The 23,277-nt window shown below is 47.0% G+C and carries 28 protein-coding genes; 3 read left to right on the forward strand and 25 right to left on the reverse strand.

Annotated features, from left to right (window positions below; translation table 11 throughout):
- Positions 1-23 precede the first annotated feature (23 nt).
- The 24 genes from ahrC to ACQ5BJ_RS06025 all read right to left on the reverse strand — a co-directional run bounded on the left by ahrC (position 24) and on the right by ACQ5BJ_RS06025 (position 19,472).
- Positions 24-473 (reverse strand): transcriptional regulator AhrC/ArgR, encoded by a 450-nt coding sequence (gene ahrC / locus ACQ5BJ_RS05910; RefSeq protein ID WP_005546729.1) that lies wholly within the window; start codon positions 471-473, stop codon positions 24-26.
- Positions 474-600: 127 nt separating this feature from the next.
- The gene (locus tag ACQ5BJ_RS05915) at positions 601-1,056 is read right to left on the reverse strand and encodes a hypothetical protein (RefSeq protein WP_040735929.1); all 456 of its coding nucleotides are present in this window, start codon (positions 1,054-1,056) and stop codon (positions 601-603) included.
- Positions 1,057-1,178: 122 nt separating this feature from the next.
- Positions 1,179-2,006 (reverse strand): TlyA family RNA methyltransferase, encoded by an 828-nt coding sequence (locus ACQ5BJ_RS05920; protein WP_005546726.1) that lies wholly within the window; start codon positions 2,004-2,006, stop codon positions 1,179-1,181.
- Positions 2,007-2,054: 48 nt separating this feature from the next.
- Positions 2,055-3,956 carry a 1-deoxy-D-xylulose-5-phosphate synthase gene (dxs, locus tag ACQ5BJ_RS05925; protein WP_005546724.1) on the reverse strand — a complete coding sequence of 634 codons (1,902 nt, stop codon included), beginning with the start codon at positions 3,954-3,956 and terminating at the stop codon, positions 2,055-2,057.
- The gene (locus ACQ5BJ_RS05930; protein ID WP_005546722.1) at positions 3,937-4,563 is read right to left on the reverse strand and encodes a hypothetical protein; all 627 of its coding nucleotides are present in this window, start codon (positions 4,561-4,563) and stop codon (positions 3,937-3,939) included. Before ACQ5BJ_RS05930 ends, dxs begins: the two co-directional genes overlap by 20 nt.
- A gap of 745 nt (positions 4,564-5,308) precedes the next feature.
- Complete coding sequence (locus ACQ5BJ_RS05935; protein ID WP_005546720.1) at positions 5,309-6,232, reverse strand: polyprenyl synthetase family protein; 924 nt, start codon at positions 6,230-6,232, stop codon at positions 5,309-5,311.
- Complete coding sequence (gene xseB, locus ACQ5BJ_RS05940; protein WP_430109066.1) at positions 6,216-6,476, reverse strand: exodeoxyribonuclease VII small subunit; 261 nt, start codon at positions 6,474-6,476, stop codon at positions 6,216-6,218. The genes ACQ5BJ_RS05935 and xseB overlap by 17 nt, the downstream gene beginning before the upstream one ends.
- Positions 6,477-6,481: 5 nt before the next feature.
- Complete coding sequence (gene xseA / locus ACQ5BJ_RS05945; RefSeq protein WP_268622760.1) at positions 6,482-7,837, reverse strand: exodeoxyribonuclease VII large subunit; 1,356 nt, start codon at positions 7,835-7,837, stop codon at positions 6,482-6,484.
- 42 nt (positions 7,838-7,879) lie between these two features.
- On the reverse strand, positions 7,880-8,749 hold the full coding sequence (folD, locus tag ACQ5BJ_RS05950) for a bifunctional methylenetetrahydrofolate dehydrogenase/methenyltetrahydrofolate cyclohydrolase FolD (protein ID WP_430109069.1): 870 nt from the start codon (positions 8,747-8,749) through the stop codon (positions 7,880-7,882).
- Between the two features lie 53 nt (positions 8,750-8,802).
- Positions 8,803-9,279 (reverse strand): transcription antitermination factor NusB, encoded by a 477-nt coding sequence (gene nusB, locus ACQ5BJ_RS05955; protein WP_289355854.1) that lies wholly within the window; start codon positions 9,277-9,279, stop codon positions 8,803-8,805.
- A 229-nt stretch (positions 9,280-9,508) separates the two neighbouring features.
- The gene (locus ACQ5BJ_RS05960; RefSeq protein ID WP_163976973.1) at positions 9,509-9,739 is read right to left on the reverse strand and encodes a DUF2273 domain-containing protein; all 231 of its coding nucleotides are present in this window, start codon (positions 9,737-9,739) and stop codon (positions 9,509-9,511) included.
- A 15-nt stretch (positions 9,740-9,754) separates the two neighbouring features.
- Positions 9,755-10,294 (reverse strand): alkaline shock response membrane anchor protein AmaP, encoded by a 540-nt coding sequence (amaP, locus tag ACQ5BJ_RS05965; RefSeq protein WP_163976974.1) that lies wholly within the window; start codon positions 10,292-10,294, stop codon positions 9,755-9,757.
- A 67-nt stretch (positions 10,295-10,361) separates the two neighbouring features.
- Positions 10,362-10,772, reverse strand: a complete 411-nt coding sequence (locus ACQ5BJ_RS05970; RefSeq protein ID WP_005546708.1) for an Asp23/Gls24 family envelope stress response protein — start codon at positions 10,770-10,772, stop codon at positions 10,362-10,364.
- A 106-nt stretch (positions 10,773-10,878) separates the two neighbouring features.
- The gene (gene accC / locus ACQ5BJ_RS05975; RefSeq protein ID WP_005546707.1) at positions 10,879-12,222 is read right to left on the reverse strand and encodes an acetyl-CoA carboxylase biotin carboxylase subunit; all 1,344 of its coding nucleotides are present in this window, start codon (positions 12,220-12,222) and stop codon (positions 10,879-10,881) included.
- 46 nt (positions 12,223-12,268) lie between these two features.
- Entirely contained in the window at positions 12,269-12,766 is a 498-nt protein-coding gene (gene accB / locus ACQ5BJ_RS05980) for an acetyl-CoA carboxylase biotin carboxyl carrier protein (protein ID WP_040735926.1), read from the reverse strand.
- Between the two features lie 414 nt (positions 12,767-13,180).
- A complete protein-coding gene (locus tag ACQ5BJ_RS05985) occupies positions 13,181-13,936 on the reverse strand; it encodes a SpoIIIAH-like family protein (RefSeq protein ID WP_430109073.1) in 756 nt (251 codons plus the stop codon).
- A gap of 44 nt (positions 13,937-13,980) precedes the next feature.
- Entirely contained in the window at positions 13,981-14,649 is a 669-nt protein-coding gene (gene spoIIIAG, locus ACQ5BJ_RS05990) for a stage III sporulation protein AG (RefSeq protein WP_005546704.1), read from the reverse strand.
- Between the two features lie 137 nt (positions 14,650-14,786).
- On the reverse strand, positions 14,787-15,602 hold the full coding sequence (gene spoIIIAF, locus ACQ5BJ_RS05995; RefSeq protein ID WP_430109076.1) for a stage III sporulation protein AF: 816 nt from the start codon (positions 15,600-15,602) through the stop codon (positions 14,787-14,789).
- Positions 15,603-15,626: 24 nt separating this feature from the next.
- Positions 15,627-16,898 carry a stage III sporulation protein AE gene (gene spoIIIAE, locus ACQ5BJ_RS06000; protein ID WP_005546702.1) on the reverse strand — a complete coding sequence of 424 codons (1,272 nt, stop codon included), beginning with the start codon at positions 16,896-16,898 and terminating at the stop codon, positions 15,627-15,629.
- 12 nt (positions 16,899-16,910) lie between these two features.
- Positions 16,911-17,300, reverse strand: coding sequence for a stage III sporulation protein AD (spoIIIAD, locus tag ACQ5BJ_RS06005; RefSeq protein WP_005546701.1), 390 nt, complete (start codon positions 17,298-17,300; stop codon positions 16,911-16,913).
- Between the two features lie 32 nt (positions 17,301-17,332).
- Entirely contained in the window at positions 17,333-17,536 is a 204-nt protein-coding gene (spoIIIAC, locus tag ACQ5BJ_RS06010; protein WP_005546700.1) for a stage III sporulation protein AC, read from the reverse strand.
- A gap of 11 nt (positions 17,537-17,547) precedes the next feature.
- Positions 17,548-18,081 (reverse strand): stage III sporulation protein SpoIIIAB, encoded by a 534-nt coding sequence (gene spoIIIAB, locus ACQ5BJ_RS06015; protein WP_040735828.1) that lies wholly within the window; start codon positions 18,079-18,081, stop codon positions 17,548-17,550.
- The gene (gene spoIIIAA / locus ACQ5BJ_RS06020; protein WP_163976981.1) at positions 18,065-19,072 is read right to left on the reverse strand and encodes a stage III sporulation protein AA; all 1,008 of its coding nucleotides are present in this window, start codon (positions 19,070-19,072) and stop codon (positions 18,065-18,067) included. The genes spoIIIAB and spoIIIAA overlap by 17 nt, the downstream gene beginning before the upstream one ends.
- Before the next feature lie 130 nt (positions 19,073-19,202).
- On the reverse strand, positions 19,203-19,472 hold the full coding sequence (locus tag ACQ5BJ_RS06025; RefSeq protein WP_005546695.1) for a YqhV family protein: 270 nt from the start codon (positions 19,470-19,472) through the stop codon (positions 19,203-19,205).
- A gap of 234 nt (positions 19,473-19,706) precedes the next feature.
- On the opposite strand from ACQ5BJ_RS06025, the gene ACQ5BJ_RS06030 reads away from it, so the two are divergent.
- From ACQ5BJ_RS06030 to ACQ5BJ_RS06040, 3 genes are all read left to right on the forward strand, one after another.
- Positions 19,707-20,528 (forward strand): phosphosulfolactate synthase, encoded by an 822-nt coding sequence (locus ACQ5BJ_RS06030; protein WP_367667965.1) that lies wholly within the window; start codon positions 19,707-19,709, stop codon positions 20,526-20,528.
- Positions 20,529-20,571: 43 nt separating this feature from the next.
- The gene (locus ACQ5BJ_RS06035) at positions 20,572-21,300 is read left to right on the forward strand and encodes a 2-phosphosulfolactate phosphatase (protein ID WP_262866597.1); all 729 of its coding nucleotides are present in this window, start codon (positions 20,572-20,574) and stop codon (positions 21,298-21,300) included.
- A gap of 134 nt (positions 21,301-21,434) precedes the next feature.
- Complete coding sequence (locus ACQ5BJ_RS06040; protein WP_005546689.1) at positions 21,435-21,896, forward strand: DUF441 domain-containing protein; 462 nt, start codon at positions 21,435-21,437, stop codon at positions 21,894-21,896.
- A 32-nt stretch (positions 21,897-21,928) separates the two neighbouring features.
- Here the strand turns inward: ACQ5BJ_RS06040 and ACQ5BJ_RS06045 are convergent, their stop codons facing one another.
- On the reverse strand, positions 21,929-23,182 hold the full coding sequence (locus tag ACQ5BJ_RS06045; RefSeq protein ID WP_005546687.1) for an aspartate kinase: 1,254 nt from the start codon (positions 23,180-23,182) through the stop codon (positions 21,929-21,931).
- Positions 23,183-23,277 lie beyond the last annotated feature (95 nt).

Raw genomic sequence — 23,277 nt, forward strand, 5'->3', positions numbered from 1 at the left:
AAGAACCCCTCCCGGAAGAACACTTATGAAATATAACTCATCACTTGATCAACAACACTTTGGCTCAGTTCTTTCGTACGGCATATAATTAGGATTGTATCATCACCGCATACCGTCCCCATAATTTCGGGCCATTCAATCGAATCCATAAGCACTGCTATCGCATTAGCCGTACCTGGCAAGCACTTCATGACGACCAGATTTTCAGCGCTGTCTACACTAACAAAGTTGTCAAGTAATGACCGTTTCAGTTTTTGAGCAGGGTTGAACCTCTGATCGATAGGAAGCGAATATTTATATCGCCCATTATCCATTGGCACTTTTATGAGATGTAATTCTTTCATATCTCGAGAGACGGTCGCTTGTGTAACATGGAACCCCGCATTGCGAAGCGAGTCTACCAGTTCATCTTGTGTTTCAATATCGTTGTTCATTACAATTTCTCGGATTTTAATATGTCGTTGTCCTTTCATGAATGCCCTCCATACTGTCTATAACAATCTTTCATGACCATAATTTAACTTCACTTTCTATCGTCCTGCCTCAAATCAAAGGAAACTCTCATAACCTAGACAAAAGGTTCTTTTTCACCATATCGGTTTAAGACTCTGCATCCCCAAATTCGATTTGAAGCATACGAATACGCCGCTCTGCCATATCCACGACAAGCAGCCCATCACATTCCGGATATGCCGCGAAGTAGGCTCCCCATTGTCTGCGGATCGCGCTAGAGCTCCAATCTAACTGCATCCGTTCGCGTGTGATACGAACAATATACCATTGTTCTTCCCGTTTGACGATCATATCAATCCATAATTTCGTTTGCTCCAGCTCTTCTCCATCCATATAAAGCTGGATTGGCACATAATATTTGCCGCCAATGATCTCATAGCCAGCCGACTCCAGCAAAGAAATAACTTCATCATCCTGCGGATAGCGTTCAGTCAAGCACACATTTTCCATCGCTTCAGGTGTACGCATGTAGTGTCGTATTGCATATCCAATCCATACAGCCAAACCAATTCCGATCAAGCCCATGATCCACTGATCACCCATCAGAATCACCCCTGGTTCGCAAATACGAATACATACTTTGTGGATACATGCTATGTGCAAAAGAAACTCATCCTCGGATGCTTGTCCCGGATGAGTTTCTTCTAACAGCATGTTACGTGCCACTATGAACGGAACGTAGCATGAGCCTCCTTCACGACATCTGCTATCAGCTCGCGTGATACTTGCGGCATTCCTTCATCCGTAAGTACAGGAACGTTCCAATAAGCTAGAAATTCAATATTTCCTTCCCCGCCAGTGATTGGTGAGAACGTCAGTCCTTCGAGCTTAAATCCGATAGTAGCTGCAAAGTCAAGAATATCTCGCAGCACTTGTTCATGAGTGTCTGCTTCACGGACAATTCCCGATTTGCCTACCTTTTCCCGTCCAGCTTCGAACTGAGGTTTAATAAGCGCAATGACCCGTCCTGGCTTCGCCAATAATCGGCTTAGCGGGGGAAGAATCAGCTTCAAAGATATGAAAGACACATCAATGGAAGCTGTATCAGGAACTGGACCTACTAAATCCTCTGGCTCTGTATATCGGAAATTCGTTCTTTCCATAACAATCACACGCTCATCATTTCGCAATGACCAATCCAACTGGTTGTAGCCAACATCTAGTGCATATACCTGCTGTGCCCCGTTCTGCAGCGCACAATCGGTAAACCCGCCTGTGGAGGCTCCAATATCCAGCATTACACAATCCTTCATATCCAAGCCAAATTGCTGAATCGCCTTTTCCAGTTTGAGACCGCCACGGCTTACATAAGGATGAACGGCCCCCTTTACTGTGATTGTTGCGTCACGCGGAACCTTCATGCCAGCCTTCTCGATACGTTCTGAATTCGCCAGCACAAGACCTGCCATAATGGCTGCCTTCGCTTTTTCTCTACTCGTATAATATCCCTGCTCAACGAGCAGGACATCAATTCGTTCCTTCGGTATAGACATTCTGTACTCCCGTCTGTTCCCATTCATTCATCAACCCGAACATCGTATTTAAGCCCGTGTCAACCGATTATTGCCGCCTGCTGCGAACAACATGGAGTGAATTTCTTTTACAACCCGTTCAGGCGTTAATCCAACCTCATTCCGTTGTTCCTTAATGCTTCCGTGTTCAACAAAGCAATCTGGAACCCCAACAGGCTTCACTCTCATATCAAAAATGTCATGTGCGGCATACCATTCCAACACTGCACTTCCCAATCCGCCAATCGCAGAACTTTCTTCTAGAACAATGATTGGAAGCCTTTCCTTCGCAAGCTGCGCCAGCATTTCGCTATCCAGCGGCTTAATAAATCTTGCATTGATGACACGCAAGCGAATTCCTTCCTTACGAAGCTGTTCTGCCGCATCTTCTGCAACTTGCACCATCGGTCCAATTGCGAGCACCGCTGCAGAATCGCCATTGCGGACAGTTTCCCATGTTCCTATCGGAATAGGGCTCATTACTTTGTCCATTGGTACTCCGGCAACAGCATTGCGCGGATAACGTACAGCTATCGGCCCTGAATCGTAATTGACGGCCGTCTTCATCATATGGCGCAGCTCGTTCTCATCCTTCGGCATCATAATGACCATATTTGGGATATGACGCAAGAACGGAATATCGTAAACGCCTTGATGCGTCTCTCCATCAGGTCCAACGAAGCCCGCTCGGTCAATGGCAAAGATGACGTTCGCTTGCTGACGGCATATATCATGCACAACCTGATCGTACGCCCGCTGCAGGAAAGTAGAGTAAACCGCAAATACTGGCTTCCTTCCCTCCATAGCCATTGCCGCGCACATTGTTGCCGCATGCTGCTCTGCGATTCCAACATCAATCATCCGATTCGGGTACAGCTTCTCAAACTTCAGCAAGCCTGAACCACCCGGCATAGCGGGCGTTACTGCTACAATCCGCTCGTCTTGCTCAGCTAGCTCAATGAGCGCTTCGCTAAATATATCTGTATAATTAGGCGTCCCCACTGATTTAAGAGGCTGGCCAGATTCAATCTTGTAAGGAGTTGCACCATGCCACTTATGAGAATCAGCCTCGGCTGGCGAATATCCTTTCCCTTTACGAGTAACTACATGAACAAGTACCGGTCCGTCAATTCGTTCTGCCTGCTGGAAGATATCTAGCAGCTTATCGATATCATGACCGTCCACTGGTCCAAAATATTTTAAGCCAAACTCTTCAAACAGCATTCCGGAAACGACCAAATATTTCAATCCGTCCTTCACACGTTCTGCCGTCTTGGCAAGCTTGCCGCCAATCGCTGGAATTTTCTTTAGAAGCTGTTCCACTTCTTCTTTTGCTTTTTTATAGTTACGATCAGAGCGAATTTTACACAAGTAATTATGTAGAGCTCCTACATTTGGCGCAATGGACATCTCGTTGTCATTCAGCACAACCATTAATTTGCGCTTCTCGTGACCAATGTGGTTCAACGCTTCGAGCGCCATACCGCCCGTCAGCGCGCCATCACCAATGACCGCGACGACTCGATTATCTTGCCCTTGCAAGTCGCGTGACAATGCCATCCCCATTGCGGCGGACAATGATGTACTGCTGTGTCCGGCTTCCCATACATCGTGTTCGCTCTCTGCACGCTTTACAAAGCCGCATAAGCCTTTGTATTGACGCAAAGTATCAAAGCGTTCCTTGCGTCCGGTTAATATTTTGTGTACGTAGGCCTGATGCCCAACGTCAAATAACATTTTGTCCTTCGGGCTGTCATAAAAATAATGTAAAGCAATCGTAAGCTCAACAATACCCAAGTTGGAAGCCAAATGCCCTCCGGTTACCGCCAATTTTTCAATCAAGAATTGCCGTATTTCAGCCGATAGCGGCTCTAGTTGATCCTTGGTCAACCGCTTCAGGTCACTAGGTTGATTAATCTGATCGAGCAGCACGGGATTTCCCTCGCTTTCGTTGTTTCAATTTGCTGCGTTTCACGGTGAATAACGTAATGTTAAATTTCGTCTCCAACACATAGAAACACTTTCCAATTAGCAGGACGATCGGTGTGGCGTAATGAATAGCATATGATTTGCCAAGTGCTTTACCGCCAACCGTCAATGCTGATACGAGTCCTGTAAAGACAACGCTCGTTACTGCCTTTATTACTGAAGAATCAGCATCCATCGAATATAATAAGTTCGTAACGACAATTGCAGTGGCCGATCCACTGATGACCCCAGTCATATCGCCAATCACATCATTACAGAAGTTGGAGAATCGGTCTGCATTACGAACGATCGCGATCGCCTGCTTTGCACCAGCAACCTTCTCTGAAGCCATAGCATGAAACGGTGTCTCCTTCGCTGCCGCTGCCGATAGCCCCATCATATCAAAAAACACTCCGATAAGCACGAGAAAGAGTACAATCACCATCCCGATGCCCCAGCCAACGCCCTCCAGCATCGAAGTCGACACAACGGAAAAGACAGCCGCTAAAGCAAATGTGACGATGAAAATGAGTACGCTCCACCGAACGGAATGTTTAAACGAAAATTTCATTGTATGTGATGTTCCATCCTTTACTGTTCGAACTAATCAATACATTAAGTATGAGAGTGGCAACTTCTTAAGTAAACGCTGTGGCTTAGGTCCAGTAGGTTTTCCCAGAAGCTCGCCTCCTCGTCACCGAGCAGGCCGTTTCCATTTAAGAGCATCTTGACGTTGTCGCCAAGCGTCAGACTGGATTACCACTTAGTCCACACTATAATCCTCAAGAAGTTTCACGCCAGTGAACAGTCTAGGAGTTTTCCTCGAACAGCCTTTAACCAACCCCTAGCCTCTTTTGCAAGCCAGATTTCATACGGCATACGATTCATGCGCCCTTTGGCCGAAGCTCGCCGAATCTACACATCCGCAATCCCCGCAGGCTCACTCAAGGCAGGCTACGCTACAAACAAGCCGGGTACGTACATCGCGCTTCATAGTAAAATGAAGAATTGCAATGTGCGACTCGCAATGTAGGTTCATACCCCAAGCCGTAATGCGACGCTCGAGGGCGTCGTACCACGCACTTGGGCCTCCGCGGAAGCGGGGTCAACGCCCACATGCCATTGTGGATCGCCCCACAACCTTAACTCCCAGCATCAGCCCCCGACTGGGCGTCGAAAGCCAACACCAGGAACTTCATCGATGTGCCCTTTAGCGAATTTTTAGGCCCGCCTTCAACGTTGGTAGGCCGACTAGAATACTGCACCACTCTACGTAAGCCCTATTATATCATAAATAGCAGTTAAATACTCGACAATTAATGATCCCGCTTCATCAAATAATCAGCCATTCCAAGCAGCAGCTCCGGTTTGTTGAAGCCAGCATTTATAATCGCAGACTTGGCCTCTTCCGTCAAGCGTTCAACCTCTCGCTTCGATTCCTCAAGGCCAATGAAGTAAGGGTAAGTTACTTTTCCGCTCTTAACATCGCTTCCTTTTGGTTTGCCAAGCATGGTTTCGTCACCGATAATATCCAGTACATCATCTTGAATTTGGAAAGCAAGTCCCAGTTTCGAGCCATATGTCGTCAATGCCTGCAGCTGCAGCTCTGATGCGCCAGCAATTCGACCGCCAGAACGAAGCGAGAAGACGATAAGATCACTCGTCTTGTGCATATGGATATATTCCAGCTGATCCAATGTGGTAATCCCCTGCTCACCCAACATATCCGCAGCCTGCCCACCGACCATGCCGCTCATGCCTGCGAATTCAGCCAGCTCTTCGACAATAGAGAGAGAGACATCAGCTGGCACACCATGCTTCCGAGTACTCTGCACAATACATTGGAACGCACGCGTCAACAGCCCGTCACCTGCAAGAATCGCCATTGCTTCACCGAACACTTTATGATTTGTAGGCTTGCCGCGTCGAAAATCATCATTATCCATTGCAGGCAAGTCATCATGCACCAATGAATACGTATGAATCATCTCGACTGCACAAGCAACGGGTTCTGCTGCTTGCGTATTGCCATTCAAACTATCGCATGCCATCAGTACACAGATTGGCCGCAATCGTTTGCCACCTGCCATTAATGAATAAAGCATCGATTGTGTTAGCGGCTCGGGAACAATACGCTGACTTTCCAGCATCTTAGGCAGTTTCGATTCTATTCGTTCCGCCTGCTGCTTTACATAGTCAACGAATACTCCGGCCGATTGATAATTAATCAATCGAATCACCTGTCTCCTCTGTAGCATACGGCTGTCGCTTCCATTCGCCGTTCTGCTCGGTTACCATCTCAATCTTGCGCTCAACCTGTTCAAGCTTCTCAGAACATAGCTTGGAGAGCATCATTCCCTCTTGGAACAATTGGATCGATTGTTCAAGTGGAGCATCTCCACCTTCGAGTCTGGCAACGATCTCTTCCAACTTATCCATTGCCGCTTCGAAGCTTAATTGTTCAATAGTCTCTTTATTTTCCATGAGAGTTATTCACGCTCTCCTTTCATCGACCATACTTGGCAATCTAATTGACCATCCGATAGTGTCACTCGCACAACATCACCAAGCTGCACTTCTTCTATCGAACGAATCAGCTTCGTTTCTTGTTCATCATATACCAAACTATATCCTCGTGACATAATTTTAAGAGGACTTAGTGCATCCAATTGCCTGAACATTGCAGCTGTCTCCATGCGTTTCTGCTTCGTTATAGATGTCATTGCTTGAACAAGCTGACGGTGGTTGCCATCCAGCCGCTTCCGTGCTGCACGCACCTGATGGACAGGCGTCTGTTCACGCAGGCGTCCTCGCAGCTCCTTCCATCTCTGCTCCGATTGAGCCTGCACAAGCCGTAGCCGATACGCCAACTGCTCGCGTAAGCGTTCGACCTTATCCGCATGCTTCATTATGAGCTGTTCAGGCTTGCGGAACACCACGGATTGCTGGGTCCGCAGCAAACGCTCTTGATTCTGATTCAAGATGCGATTCATTGCCGATTGCAGCCTGCGATTGACATGTGTAAGATGTTGACGAAGTTCATCCCGATGCGTTACCGCTAATTCTGCTGCTGCCGTAGGCGTTGGGGCGCGAAGGTCAGCAACAAAGTCTGAAATCGTAAAATCCGTTTCATGTCCTACCGCAGAAATGACAGGGATCGATGATGCTGCGATTGCACGCGCAACCACCTCTTCGTTAAATGCCCACAGTTCTTCTAGTGATCCACCGCCTCGGCCAACAATAAGCACGTCTACTTCGCCACTGCGGTTCATGGCTTCAATTGCCTGCGCAATCGTGCCAGCGGCCTGTGTTCCCTGTACCAGCACAGGATATAAGAGTACCGTTACACCTGGCTGGCGTCGGCGCAGCGTAATGAGAATATCGCGGACGGCAGCTCCGGTCGGTGAAGTGATTACACCAATCGCTGCCGGATAACGTGGAATACTGCGCTTACGTTCTTCTGCGAATAATCCTTCTGTGCTGAGCCGTTCCTTTAATTGCTCGAACGCCATGAACAAGCTGCCAATACCGTCCGGCTGCATATGCTGCGCATAGAATTGGTATTGTCCATCCCGTTCATATACCGTAATATTGCCGCGGGCAATGACCTTAGTCCCTTCCTTCGGACGAAATGCTAGCTTCTGATTATGAGATGCGAACATGATCGTGCGAATACGACTATCAGAATCCTTCAATGTAAAATACATATGACCGCTCGAATGATGTGTGAAGTTCGATATTTCTCCGCGAAGCCATACATCCTGAAGCCTCGCATCCCCTTCCATCTTCATGCGAATGTAGCGGTTGACATCCTTAATGGTTAATATTCGTGCTTCTTCGGACACATTGTCTGCCTCCTTTCGTTCATAATGACAGACAGCGCACAACTATTCGTTGTGCGCAATGTGATGTATTCGTTTGGCTGCCTTCAGCGTATTGAACATGAGCATTGTAATCGTCATTGGTCCCACACCGCCTGGCACTGGTGTAATCGGGCCGCATAACTCCTTCACGTCCTCAAAATCGACATCTCCCGCCAGCTTGCCGTTCTCCAAACGGTTCATCCCAACATCAATAATAACAGCACCTGGCTTAATATAAGAACGATCCACAAAGTTCGCTTTGCCAATAGCTACAACAAGAATATCCGCCTGCTTCGTAATCTCTTTCATATTGACTGTTCGAGAATGGCACATTGTGACAGTCGCATTCTCACGTTGGAGCAAGATCGAAATCGGCTTGCCGACAATGTTACTTCGGCCAATGACAACAGCATGCTTGCCTGCAACATCGATTTGGTTACGCTTGAGCAATTCCATGATACCGGCAGGCGTACAAGGCAGCAATGAATCGTCACCGATGACCATGTTGCCAACACTAACCGGATGGAAGCCATCCACATCTTTCTCGACGGCTATCGCATCGATGACAGCCTTCTCATCAATGTGCTTAGGCAGCGGAAGCTGCACTAAAACTCCGTGAATGGATGGCTCATCATTCAAGTGATGAACGAGAGCAAGCAGTTCTTCTTGTGAAGTATCTGCAGGAAGACGATGAACCTCAGAGTTAAAGCCAAGCTCCAAGCATGTCTTATGCTTACTGTTTACGTACACTTGGGAAGCAGCGTCCTCACCTACAAGAACAACAGCCAGCCCCGGCTGAATCCCCTTCTCCTTCAATCGTTCCGTCTCCGCTGTAATCTCCTCACGAATCGTTCGGGATAATGCCTTACCATCCAATAAAGTTGCTGTTATCATGCTATGCGCCTCCATTCGAATACTCGACATTGTCATCCTAGCTGAACTTGCATCTATTCTTCTGGATTTATTTCTTTATCAGCTTCTACAGCAGAAGCTTTATCCATTTCACGCATCATCTGGCCTAGAACACCATTAACGAATTTCCCGGACTCGTCCGTACCAAAATGCTTAGCCAAATTGATGGCTTCATTGATGGCTACTTTAGGAGGAACATCATCACGGTATTTCATTTCATAAGTAGCAAGACGTAAAATCTGTCTGTCTACTCGGGATAAACGCTCAACGTGCCAGCCTCTCAAATAACGCGCCAGAAGCTGGTCAATTTCTACACGATGTTCCCACGTTGCCCGCACCCATTCCAATACATGGGTATGCATAGCTTCTGCATGTTCTTGCTTTACACCAATTTCGTTGTCATGTGCAGATTCCTGCACAATCATAGCAACAGCCTGTTGAGGGGTTACCTCTGTCATCTCAAGCTGATACAAACTTTGAATAGCCATTTCTCTGGCAATGCGTCTCTTCATGATTTATCCTCCTGCATGTAAAGCATCCAACATGTCGAACTCGTATCCCTGCATTTCCATAGCGCATGCACCCTACATTCATCAAGGCGATTGCCACTATTGTTACGATTATAAGCACTTTGATGCATCTACTTACGATTTATTTGTGAAAAAAATCCTATGAAGCTCCCCGATTGTCTTCCGTCGGCATGAACCGGCGGTCAAGCAGTCGTGCGGAGCGTCCATAGGACTACTTCAACCTTCTCCAACGTTCAGACATCCACATTCCAATTCGCTGTATTGGGAATAATGGGCCAAGATTCATATCCCGCTGTCTGCCTACCGCATATCCAATGAATACAAGTAACGCAAAGAACAGCATGTCCCAAAAACCAACGATTAGATAAAGGATACCAAAAAAAATGCCCGCCGCGACGCCAAGAAGACGTCCGCCGTGACTCTCCCATATTTCTTTCCACATTGGACAGCTCACCACCTATTCAACACGCGCTTTAAAGGTCTGCGTCTGCACAATATTAGCAACGTATACCGAAACGTAAGAAACCGGTATTCCGGTAATCTCTTGCACATAATCGCGAACCTGGCGTTGAACCTCTTCTGTCATGCTCGGTATCGCCGTCTCCCCGTCCACAACTGTACGGATCGTAATATCAAGCCCTGATTCGTTGGTGCGAATGCGTGCTTTCAAATCTTTAACACCACGAACGCGGGACGCTGCCTTCAACGCCACGTTCTCGATCGTTTCCATCGATATTTTAATATCACCAATTTCGGTACGCTGATCAATGGAAGGCAATGACTTCCGTTCACGACGGATGGAAACGTAAAAGAAGCGGACGCTAAGCAATAAAATAACGGCCGCAGCCGAAATTACAGTTGTTTGCAGCCACAACGGCTGAGTTGGATCAAGCGGCTCGGAAATGAAGCCTAATGCAGCCAATATGGCCGCTACCGATAATGAACCAATGACCAAACTATACACAAACAACAACAGCCTGTCTACAATTCTGCTCACGCTTTACGATCCTCCTCATGGAATGGCAGTAAACCCCCTGCCACCAGGAGGGGGTTTATCACCATCATTATTTCACTCGCACAGATACTTCCGTCTCTTCCGTTTTCTCTTGCGATTTAAAATGCACGTCATGTACATGTACGTTCACTTCAACGACGTGAAGGCCTGTCATCATTTCAATAGAACGCTTCACGTTTTGCTGAATCTCATCAGCAATTGTAGGAATGCGGCGACCATATTCTACGATAATGTTCACATCTACTGCAGCTTCACGTTGTCCAACTTCCACTTTAACGCCTTTGGACAAGTTTTTACGGCCAAGCAATTCGGCAATACCGCCTGCAAAACCACCGCTCATTCCTGCTACACCCTCTACCTCAATTGTAGCAAGGCCTGCGATCACTGCAATCACGTCAGGAGCAATCTGAATATTGCCAAGATCCGTACGATCAAATTCCGGAATAATCGTCTGATTCATCCGTTACACACTCCTCATCATTTTTTGAAAAGAGGCAGTTCTTGTCCGTCATAATCATAACTATAGCATTTGTCTATTTTTATGACAAATTACTCTTGATGATATTCTAGACCTCATGCTCTTCCAGGAACTTAATGTCAAAATCCCCTTGTTCGAACTTCGGATGCCGCAGCAGCCGTTGATGGAACGGGATTGTCGTATGAATGCCTTCGATGGCGAACTCTGCAAGCGCACGCTTCATGCGATCAATTGCTTGTTCGCGAGTCGGAGCCCACACAATCAACTTTGCAATCATCGAGTCATAGTGCGGAGAGATCACACAGCCTGGATACGCTGCGCTGTCTACTCGCACACCCGCACCTCCCGGCGGCAAATAAAACTGAATTTGCCCTGCGGAAGGCATAAAGTTGCGATCTGGGTCTTCTGCGTTCACACGACATTCAATGGACCATCCGTTAAATTGAACCTCTTCTTGTCGGAACGATAATGGATTACCTTCTGCTACCCGTATCATCTCTTGGATGAGATCGATTCCTGTAATCATTTCTGTAACAGGATGTTCAACCTGAATACGTGTATTCATCTCCATGAAGTAGAAGTTACCGTCCGGCCCAAACAAAAATTCCAAAGTCCCGGCACCCGAGTAATTAACAGCCAATGCAGCGCGAACAGCAGCCTCGCCCATTTGCTCTCGAATTGCAGGTGTCAATACTGGACAAGGAGCTTCCTCAACCAGCTTCTGACGTCTGCGCTGCACAGAGCAATCACGTTCGCCTAGATATACAGCATTACCATGCTTATCTGCGATAATTTGAATTTCAACATGCTTCATGCCTGTCAAAAACTTTTCCAAATAAACACCAGCGTTGCCGAAGGCTTTTTCAGCTTCTTGCTGTGCTGTCGTAATTTGCTTTACGAGCATATCCTCATCTTCAGCAATCCGAATGCCCTTGCCGCCGCCTCCAGCGGTTGCTTTGATGATGACCGGATATCCGATATCACGTGCAATCATAAGGGCTTCTTCTACATCTTCGACCAGTCCGTCGGAACCGGGGATAACAGGAACCCCCGCATCCTTCATCGTTTGCTTCGCGACAGCCTTATCCCCCATACGCTCAATCGCGTCTGAAGATGGCCCGATGAAGGTAATGCCGCATGACTCGCAAATATCAGCGAAGTCAGCATTCTCTGCCAAAAATCCATAGCCTGGATGTATGGCATCGCATTCCGTCAAAGTAGCAACGCTCATTATATTCGTAAAGTTCAAGTAACTTTCCTTGGAAGATGTCGGACCAATACAGTATGCTTCATCCGCGAGACGTACATGAAGGGAATCTCGATCAGCTTCCGAGTAAACAGCAACAGTGGCAATTCCAAGTTCACGGCAAGCTCGAATGATGCGAACAGCGATTTCACCACGGTTAGCAATTAGAATCTTCTGAAATTTCAATGTTTAGACCTCCTTGGCTTGACATCTGTTTGGGATAACATATCCACTAATCCAGCTTCACCAAGAATAAAGGTTGACCGAATTCAACCAACTGGCCATTCTCTACAAGAATTTCAACAATTTCACCTTTGACTTCTGCGAGCAGCTCATTCATTAGCTTCATCGCTTCCAAAATACATACGACTGATTTCTCATTAACCTTGTCGCCTGTGTTCACAAAAGGAGGGGAATCTGGAGAGGACGCACGATAGAAAGTACCTACCATCGGAGACACAATCTTATGCAATCCTGCTTGCTCCTTCGTGTCGGCAACAACATTTGCTGCAGGGTTCGCAGAAACAGTCTCAACTGCAGCTGGCTGAGCAGGTACAGTTGGAGCCGGGGTATATGTAGGCTGTGCAGGTGCTGGTTGAACACTAATAACTTCAGTCTTGCCGGGCTTGCGAATGGAAAGACGATAACCTTCGTTCTCGATTTCCAATTCCTGCACGGAAGTTTGGTCCAACAGCTTGATCAGTTCTTTGATTTCGCCAATCTTGAACAACATATTTCACTCCTCGTGACAATTGATAAGTCTCTTATAGCAAGGTAGATATCACACTGCAATTACATGTCCAAAAAGAGAGCAGTAATCCGCACCAAATGGCTGCAAGGACACTCAGCGCATGCTGCCTATACAGACTGTGGCCAATCTGTAGATCAGCTTAACAACATGAAGCACTATGGCTGCTTACATCGAAGAACGCATGATGTTGCGCTAATGATGCTAATTTTATGCGGCAATCCTTGAGAATGAATGCAAGATTCCATGCTGAGAGACCTTTCGTTGCTTTTCCAAATGAAAGCCATCTTTATGGACAACGTATAAAAGGACAATCTACAGACGTTAGTATTATAACATAATCGTTCCAAATGGAAAGAGCCCAGTTTGCAACTGGGCTTGATTCGAGGTTATTCGCTATTCACTGACATATTCTACGACAATTTTATCTTGCGTCACATTCAAATCCTTCATGACTTTGTCTACAATCTCAACAGCATCCTTAGCCTCCAGTTTGTTGCTTTGTACGAGCACCTGATATTTATCGTTATCCTGTGTAATAACTGCGCTGTGATATTGCTTTTGCAGCTCGGTTTCCAGGGCCGCTAATTTTGTTTCATGATCTTCCAGCTTGCCCATTTCATCATGAACGGCAGCTGTCTTCTCACTGCTTGTTGAGTTAAGGTCACCCATTAGCTTCTCCATCTCTTGCTGATACTTCTCAGCTCGCTGCATTTGCAGCTCCTCAATAGTGCTTCGCTTCATAACGCCCTCTGCTTCAATTTTATCCAGCATTTCCTTTTCTTTGTCTTCCTTGGCAGCCGCACTAGTATCTGTTCCAGTATTTTTACCGTCGGCTTCAGCGCCACTGCCATTGGTTGCAGGAGTGCCAGTTGCGTTATTTTGGCTGCCGTTGTCCTGAGTTGAAGCGGCACCATCCTTATCCGTAGCACTCGGATCAGTACCATGTCCTGTAGATACCTCAGTCACTTTAATTTCGGGCAGCTGACCAACTTCTGTCGCATCTCCCTTCAGCGTTTGCTCTGTACGTACATTGTCAACCGTTTGTTTGGCCGGAGCCGATGTGTCTTCTGTGAATAAATAGTAAGCGGACAATACAACCATCAAACTCAGCATAGATACCAACCATATCGTCTGTCTTTTTGTATTCATTTCATTACCCTCCTAATATTCATTCTCATCATCCAAATCCATTCTTATTGAGCAATCTTGCGCGGTACGACTGAAATTCGGTATGCTGGTACGTTCAAGCCTTTTTCAACAGCATCAACAACCATCTTCTTCACCGTCGCATTCTCCGCCCCCTTCGCAACGACAATAACCCCGCGCACCTTCGGTTTAATGCGCTTCGTCACGATTGGAGCTTGATTGCCCGAGGCTTCCAGCGTTACGATCTGTCCATCGCGCGTATATTGGGTGGTGTGCCGCTTTCCGCCGTTCGCGTCTGTCTCTTCCGTCTGCTGCTGATTGTCTTTAAAGTTGCGCTGAACAATCAGTTCCTCTGTGGAATCGATAGTGACAAGCACATCAACTTGTCCGACGCCGACGATTTCTTCCAAAATGCTTTTGACGCGTGCTTCAAATGACTGCTCAATGGACTCGAATACACTCGATGAAGCCTTATCAGATGAATTCTTGGTGTCCATCGAATCAAAGGCCCCGACTGTAGGCGGCTCTCTGTCCGCGCTGCCCTTGCTCCCAAACCATCCTCCGCCGCTTCCTTGCGGTTGGAATGAGCCGAAAAGTAGCAGTGCTGCGCCGACAAGACCGAGCAGGAGCAGCCAGCGGAACGAACGTATGCGCTTTGAGCCGTTGCTGCCTTTTCCGATCCACGATTCAATCTGCTGCAACCATTTCGCCAACATGATCGACTCCTTTGCAATCGAATGGACTTGTCTTACTTGTCCTATTTCACCTATATGCGAGAGCTTGGAATATATGCTAATTTTTCAAAAAGTTTTGGGTCTAATCTGTTCAAGCTAAACATTTCAATGTTTCTGCCTCATAGCTTCGAATCCTTATGCGTCCATTCCACCTTAATTTTTTCTGCATTCACAATCCAAGAGCTCATTAACGATCGTACTGCTTGATTAGCCATCCTGCTGCGATATTGTTCGGTCTCTTTCTCCAGTTGCTCTGCATAGCCAGAAGCAGGTATTGACTTCGATTGCTGCGGCTGTCCCCTATCCTGTTTCTCCTGCATACTCGATCCAGCATTAATTTGAATGCGCTGAATAGGCTTTACAGACTCCACTCCGCTATCTGAGTTCGCAAATGCGGGTGATTCAGCAACAAACGATGGAGCCTGTCCAGCAGAAAGAGCCAATTCGATTCGTTCAATGATCGGTTCTCCCTTCACATTGCGTGCAAGCTTAACCTGCAATTGTTCCACTTGTACCTGTCCCTCTGCTGTGCGATTCTCAATTCCATCCTTATTTTGAGCGCTTTGACGGAACGCGAGCGCAAGCTGTTCCTTCATCTGATTTCCAATTTCCGATTCTGCTAGACGGAGTGCGCTCGCTTCCTGTTCTCGAGCAAGCTGTTCTCCCTTCCTGCGAATCTCCGTGATGCTTGCTGTCTGATCCCTCTCCGCAATCAACGATGAAGACAGCGAAGAGCTCCATTCACTCGCCAATTGGTCTGCTAGCTTCGCATCGAACAGCTTCAGTACCGGTGACAATAAGGTTAGCAGTATAATTAAACTGAGCATTAGCTTGACATAGCGCTGCATCGAGCGATTGGGCAGCAGCAGATCAATGAACGTAGCAAGCATGATGATCATGATGATTTCTTTCATCCATTGACTTAACCAGCTCATCGCGTTCACTCCGTTTCCTCAATGCTAGCGCATCATCACCGTCACATTGCCTGCCGTAATCAGAATCGTAATGGCCAGAAAGAACATTAGCCCGACAGCAGCGAGAGCTGCAAATACATAGATCATGCTCTTGCCAATCGTTTTCAGACATCCCAACACCGGAGAATCTCCCAACGGCTGCATAATCGCAGCCGAGGCGTTATAGATTAGCGCAAGCGTTAATATTTTGATGGCTGGGAATGCACATAAGAATAGCAATATAATGACCCCTGACAACCCTACCGCATTTTTTACAAGCAGGGATGCTGAAACCACCGTATCCGTCGCATCCGAAAATGCGCGGCCAATGACCGGAACGAAATTACCAGTAATATACTTAGCCGTTCGAATCGATACCCCATCAGTAACCGAGCTTGTAGCTCCCTGAACAGATATAACGCCCAGAAATATCGTCAGCAGCACACCGAGCAAACCCACACTAATGCTGCGCATCAAATTAGCAAGCTGTGTTACCTTGTATTTGTCAGAGATCGAGCTAACGATATGCAGCAGTGCCGAAAAGAAAAGGAGAGGAAATACACCAACATAGATTAACGTTCCAACCATATGCACCATAAAAATAATGAGCGGATGCATAACGGTAACTGTCACCATACTTCCCATCGAAGCAAGTAAGGTCAGCAGCAGGGGAATCATCGCCATCATAAAGTTAATCATGCTCGTTATTGCTTCCTTGGCATATCCGATTGCGATTTGGAAGCTGTTAATCGCAAGAATAATAATAACCATATATGAAATCGTGTAGGCAATTTTGCTTACGGTATTGCGCTCAAAGGCGGTTTGCAACGTTTCCAGCACCATACTGAATACAACGAGTATGACAATCGTGACAATCAACTTGCCATTCATAAATACTTCTTGCAGCATAAATTTTCCGATTGCCTTGAATACATTGCTGACCGTCAACTTTTCCCCACCAGGAAGCAGCAAATCAACGAAATCTGGCATTGAATCTCTAGGGAAGTAACCCCCATACTTCACCAAAAGATCGTTCCAGTAACGCTCAACCTCTCCCGTCTGCAATCGCTTCGTCTGCTCCTCAACCCATACTGCTGTCGCGTCAGGTTTCGGGCGTCCTTCTTCTTGAATCTGTTGCGGTACCGGCTTGACTTCTGACGTCGGATCAGCGAATGCCGTGCCCATACTGGCGAACAACACGCAAAGCAGCAATAACATCCACGATCGCTTCCTAATAAGGAATATCCACTGTCGTTCTTGGCATTGAATTCGGTTCATTCGCACTCCACCTTACGCAGGAAGCAGCTTCATCACGGTTTCGATAATGACACTAATAATCGGAATGGCCAGCACCATGATAAGTACCTTCCCCGCGAGCTCAATCTTGGACGCCATGCCATCTTGTCCTGCATCCCGAACAATTTGGGCACCGAACTCCGCGATGTAGGCGATACCAATCATTTTTAATATCGTCTTCAAGTAAATGGGCTGTATGCCTGACCGTTCAGCCAAGTCCTCCAGCACTTGAATGACAACCTCAATCTTTCCGATAAGGAACAGAAAGACGGCAATTCCAGCAAAGGTTGAGATGATAAATGCAAACATCGGTTTTTGCTCCTTGACAACTAAAACAAGAATCGTCGCCAATAGCCCGAGTCCTACGACTTGAATGATTTCCATGAAATCACCTGACCTATGTTCCTACCAAAGTTTTATTGAAATAAGAAGATTGTTTTGATTTCTTGGAATAGGTGATCCAGCAAGCGAACGACCATGAACAAGACCACAACAAAGCCGATGACCGTCACCCAATGAGCCATATCTTCCTTTCCCATTTGCTTCAGCACGGTGTGAATCATCGCGATGATAATTCCGATTCCGGCAATTTGAAAAATGGCGCTGACATCTACATTCATCTTCTGGCACCTCAATACATCAAGATTACGACGAGCAAACCAGCTAGCACACCAAGACTGCGGGTCATTTTGCCATATCGGCTATGATCCTCCCGTGCGCTCCATTCCTCCTGCTCAAGCTGCTTGATGGCAAGCTTGATATGCTTACTTTGATCCTCTCGGTCACTTATTCCAAGCGAATACCCAAGCTCCTTAACGATTCGCAAATCCTCCTTGGAAAGCGCAGTATTGCTGCCATAGTGATCCCACGCCTGCTGCCAAGCTTCTCTCGCCGTTAATGGAAATGCAGCCGAATGTCCCATCGCCTTCGATGCGCTGATGAATATATCACGTAAAGCGGCAGGCATTTGTTGCGCAATATCATAAAATGCCGTAGAGAGCGGGGTTTGTCCGTACACGATGGCTGTCTCCAACCTTGCAAGCGCATGATGCAAAAGCCGCAGCTGCTTCGGTCTTGCCGCATATGCAGCCGCTTGGACCCATCCGATTCCAGCGGCAGCGGATATGAGAATCGCTGCTCCAAGCAACTTATACGTGACAGCCACCTCCTCCCCGTATTTTCGACACAAGACCCGGCTGCAGTGCTCTCAACTTGCCGTCATACACTTTGCGCTGCCATTGCCTTGACGTCCGCCGCAGCACTACAATTCGTGAGAATCCACCTTCATCCAGCAAAGAAGCCAAGCCTGGTCGGCGAAGTATATCCTCTACATCTGAGCCATGAACAGAGGCAATCATCCTTACGCCTGCATGTATAGCCTCCCGCATCGCATCATAATCTTCTTCTCTGCCGAACTCATCCACAACGAGCACGTCAGGAGACATAGAACGGATAAACATCATCAATCCTTCTGCCTTGGGGCAGCCATCGATGACATCGGTACGATAGCCAAGATTATAGCTTGGTACCCCTTTCATACAGCCTGCAATTTCAGAACGCTCATCTACAATTCCTACTTTAAGCGCCTTCCAGACCGCCTGCGGGTGATTCCAACAACCAGAGGAAACGGCACGCGCCATGTCGCGAAGCATGGTAGTCTTGCCATGTTGTGGGGGCGACACAACGAGTGTGCTATAGATTGTCCGATGAGCGAAATCGAGCAGTTGCGGAATAATTTCATCTGCAATGCCAGCTACCTCACGGGCGATACGCAAATTAAAGCCTGTTATATCGCGAAGATGGCTCACTCTGCCTTGCGTCAGCACTGTCCGACCTGCTAGTCCAATTCGATGTCCACCGGCCACTGTAATGAAGCCTCGCCGCAGTTCTTCCTCCATCGTATACAATGAATGATTCGTTACATAATCGAGTAATTGAAGGCTGTCTTCACGATTAGGCCGATAAGCTGTATCAGGCTTATCCGTCACTGTTCCGTCCTTAGTCACAAAATGAAATTCACCCATTGTGCTAACTTCAAGCGGACGCTCTTCTCGAACTCTTACTTCTTCCAGTTCATCCAGCATACGCTCAGGCAGACGCATTAAGATCGATCGCAGCGCAGGAGGCAGCACCTCAGACCAACTGTGTGCGTTCATCTTCCCCCATCCTCCTTGGCTCATCATCGTTATTTCATTGGGCATTGAGTACAACCTTTGTGTAACCCATATGTATGACCCTTGTCCTGCAAATATGCACCATGAACAGGATTGACCATATGCACAACTGCTATTTCTTCAAAATGCCAATCAATAAGCAAGTAACGCCAGCTACGATCCATGCAATCTTCGTCCAATTCAACTTATCGGCTATGCCTATTAGCCCAATCGTTGTCGTTGTAATAAGCACAAGCGGCCCTACCAGTGCAAGCAATGAATTCACTGTCAGCGCCTTCTCCGCATCATTGAATTTCAACATGATTAGGGCTGCAGCGATTTCCAAACATCCAGACATAATGCGCAGCCCTGCCATACTTGCGACGAATTTATCAATCGTCACCGTTATCACCTCCTGTTCATATATTGCTAGTTCGACTTTCGTTTTGATATCAAAATAAATGCTGCCTGTCCAAACATCACGTTGTCACATTGTATGCAGGGTAAGACTTGTTTAGAGCAGTCAATCGCATGAAACTAGACTCATCTCCAAGCAGCTAGGCACCTGTCAGGCAAGTTATGCATATATTGACTTCATAGTTTGACTATCTTCATGAGATGAGGGAGATTGTAAACCATGAGCTTCACTGACAATCAAGTTGGCTGTTGGCCGAGTCAATTATGTGATCCAAGCAGAATGCGCAATGCGAAGCCACGTACCACGGGAATGACGATGGTCATGGATAAAGGAATGGGAATCAACGAGTTTACAGATATGCTGGAGCTTGCCCACGAACATATTGATGTGATTAAACTGGGGTTCGGAACCTCCGCTGTCACTCCCCCTTTACTTCTAAGCGCTAAGCTTGAAGCAGCAGCTCGGCATAATGTGATTGTTATTCCCGGAGGTACGTTTTTAGAAATTGCTGTCGCGCAAGGCATGGTAGATGCTTTTTTTCATATGATGAGAGAGACTGGTTTTACTGGCGTTGAAGTATCAGACGGCACAATCACCTTGTCACGCAAGGAGCGTAATGCACTCATCCGTCGCGCTTGCGAGGAAGGACTTCTTGTTTGTACAGAGTATGGAAAAAAGGATAATTCCTCCCCCTTTGTCCTTCACGATATCGTAAATACATTTTCAGAAGATCTAGCACACGGAGCGGAATGGATGACACTAGAAGGAAGAGAATCCGGTGTGGGAGTAGGCGTATTTGATTGCGGCGGTAGTTGTGACACCACACTAGTCCAACAGATTGCTGCAGCAGTTCACACGCCTAATCGATTGATGTGGGAAGCACCACAGAAGGACCAACAGGTCGAAATCTTACGAACCATTGGTCTAGATGCGAATATCGGCAACGTATCTCCACATGATATTCTTGCCTTCGAAGCACTGCGCAGAGGGCTCCGTTCAGACACGATGAGTGCCATGGTTCAGTCTCATTACATGATCTAATGGTTGATAAATGAGAACAATAAAAAAAGAGGGGGGAACCAACATGCACATCGATGTCATCCCTAGCGTAAACGAAGCTCGAGTCATTGACTTGACGCACCGGACAGTAATCGTAATCGACGTACTGCGTGCAACAAGTACAATCGTGACAGCACTCCAGCATGGCGCCAGCGGTGTCGTTCCCGTTGATACGGTATCTCTAGCGAAACAAATTGCGAAAGACGAGGATGTATTAGGCGGAGAACGATTCTGCAAAAAAATAACAGGATTCGCTGCAGGGAACTCCCCTTATGAATATATGACGAACGACATCGAGGGCAAACGAGTCGTGCTGACAACCTCGAATGGTACGAGGGCCATCCAAAAAGCATTGAAGGCAGATTATATATTGGCCGGAGCTATCATTAATGCACAAGCGACCGCATATGCCGCCTGTAAGCTGCGCAAAGATGTCGCATTGCTCTGCTCTGGGGCGCAGGATGAATTTGCCTTCGAGGATGGTCTATGTGCAGGTCTTATTATCACTGAGCTTCAACGTTGTATTGGCAGCTGGAGCGATCTAACCGTGAACGATATTGGATATACCGTCTACAGCTCCTATCAATTTTATGCAGATCGCATACCAGAGGCGCTTCACCAATGTTCCGGCGGCAAAAGATTATGTAAACTTGGCTTTGCGAAAGATGTCGAGTTCTGTTCATCCGTCAATGCATATACACTCGTTCCCATCCTCACAGAAAATCACACAATGAAGCCGTTCCTTTTCGAGTAGCCTTACAATTGAGAACTTGAACTTGATGACAGCCAGTCCATGTTCTAAAGCAGAGGGGCTTGTTCATACATTGAAAATGACCGCTGTACATATGCGCGATAGTGTGAACAACTCTCTCCAGAGGAGCATGATACATGAATGGTGAATTCGTACTCGTAACACTCATCCTCATAGGTCTCATCAGCCGATCTTCAATTATTACAACTGCTGCCTGTATTCTGCTCATCGTTAAGCTTGTCCACTTGGAGCGCTATCTCCCTACTATTGAACGTAGGGGGTTGGAATTCGGGCTGTTATTTCTTACGATTGCCGTGCTCGTCCCTTTTGCCGCAGAACGGATCACCACCCATGACCTATGGTCCGCGCTATCCTCTTGGCCGGGCATGATGGCTCTTGCGGGCGGCGCCATTGCTACCTCTATGAATGGCAAAGGTTTGGAATTACTAAAAAACGATCCACAAATGATTGTCGGCCTTGTAGCCGGTTCAATCATCGGGATCGTCCTACTGCGCGGCATACCGGTAGGGCCATTAATGGCTGCCGGTATAACCGCTCTATTGCTATACATTAGCAGATGGATTATTGATAAATTCTAATGTGATTTTTAACTTTGTTTTTATAGAGTTTGTTATCTTCGCTCTTTCGGGCCACCAACGAATGCTTCTTCCAAGGAGTCCAAGCCATAGCCTGTATGAAGAGCACGAATAATCTCATGTAAGTTGTCCGCTGCCACAACACAGGATACTTTGATTTCAGAAGTACTAACCATTTTAATGCTGACTCCGGTTTTGGAAATAATGTTGAACATTTTAGCTGCAACACCCGGGTGGCTGACCATACCTGCACCTACAATCGAGATTTTTACTAAATCCCGTTCTGATGTGACCTGACGGTACGGAACCTCGCTGCGAATGTTCTCAATGACTGCAACTGCCCGCTCGCAATCAGCAAGCGCTGTCGTAAAGGAGAAGTCGGCTTCACCGTTCAATACGCCACTCTGTACAATAATGTCAACATCTATTTGTTCATCGGCAAGCGCTCCGAACACATTAGCCAATACTCCTGGCAAATCAGCAACGCCCAAAATGCTAATACGCGCTACATTTTTATCATATGCGATGCCGCTAACGACTACACCCTGTTCCATTGTTGCTTCCTCCTTCACGATCGTTCCCCCATTGTAGGTAAAGCTGGATCGAACAACTAAACACACTGAATTGTGCTTCGCATATTCAACTGCACGCGGGTGCAGCACCGCTGCTCCGAGGTGAGCCAGCTCCAGCATCTCGTCATAGGATATTTCCTTCAGCTTGCGGGCACAGCTTACGATTCGCGGATCTGTAGAATAAATGCCGTCCACATCCGTATAGATTTCACACACATCCGCCTGAATGGCAGCGGCCAGCGCGACGGCAGTTGTATCAGAGCCTCCACGGCCTAATGTCGTAATCTCTCCATCCTCAGACATGCCTTGGAATCCAGCTACGATTACAATTTGACCTTGATTCAGGGCCTGTTTTACTCGCTCCGCTTGAATGTCGACAATACGCGCCTTGCCAAATGTACCGTCTGTACGGAAGCCTGCTTGCCACCCGGTCATCGATACTGCTTGATGCCCAATTTGATGAATGGCCATAGATAACAGTGCAACTGATATTTGCTCGCCTGTCGTGAGCAGCATATCCATTTCACGCGCAGGAGGATTCTCATTCAAGCGTTTAGATTGATCGATTAATTCGTCTGTCGTGTCTCCCATTGCTGATACAACAACAACACACTGGTGGCCTTCTTCTTTTTTTTCTACGATTCGTTTGGCAACCCGCTTCATTCTATCAATATTCCCTACCGAGCTGCCTCCGAATTTCATGACGTATACTGCCACACTGACTCACTCCCACCCTATGAAATAGAAATGCTTGCACTTTCTTTTAGTAGCATATTATAGCACATTTTTTCCATTGTGGTACTTTAAATTGA

It is taken from the genome of Paenibacillus sp. B1-35 (assembly GCF_050474385.1).
GTDB lineage: Bacteria > Bacillota > Bacilli > Paenibacillales > Paenibacillaceae > Paenibacillus_B > Paenibacillus_B alvei.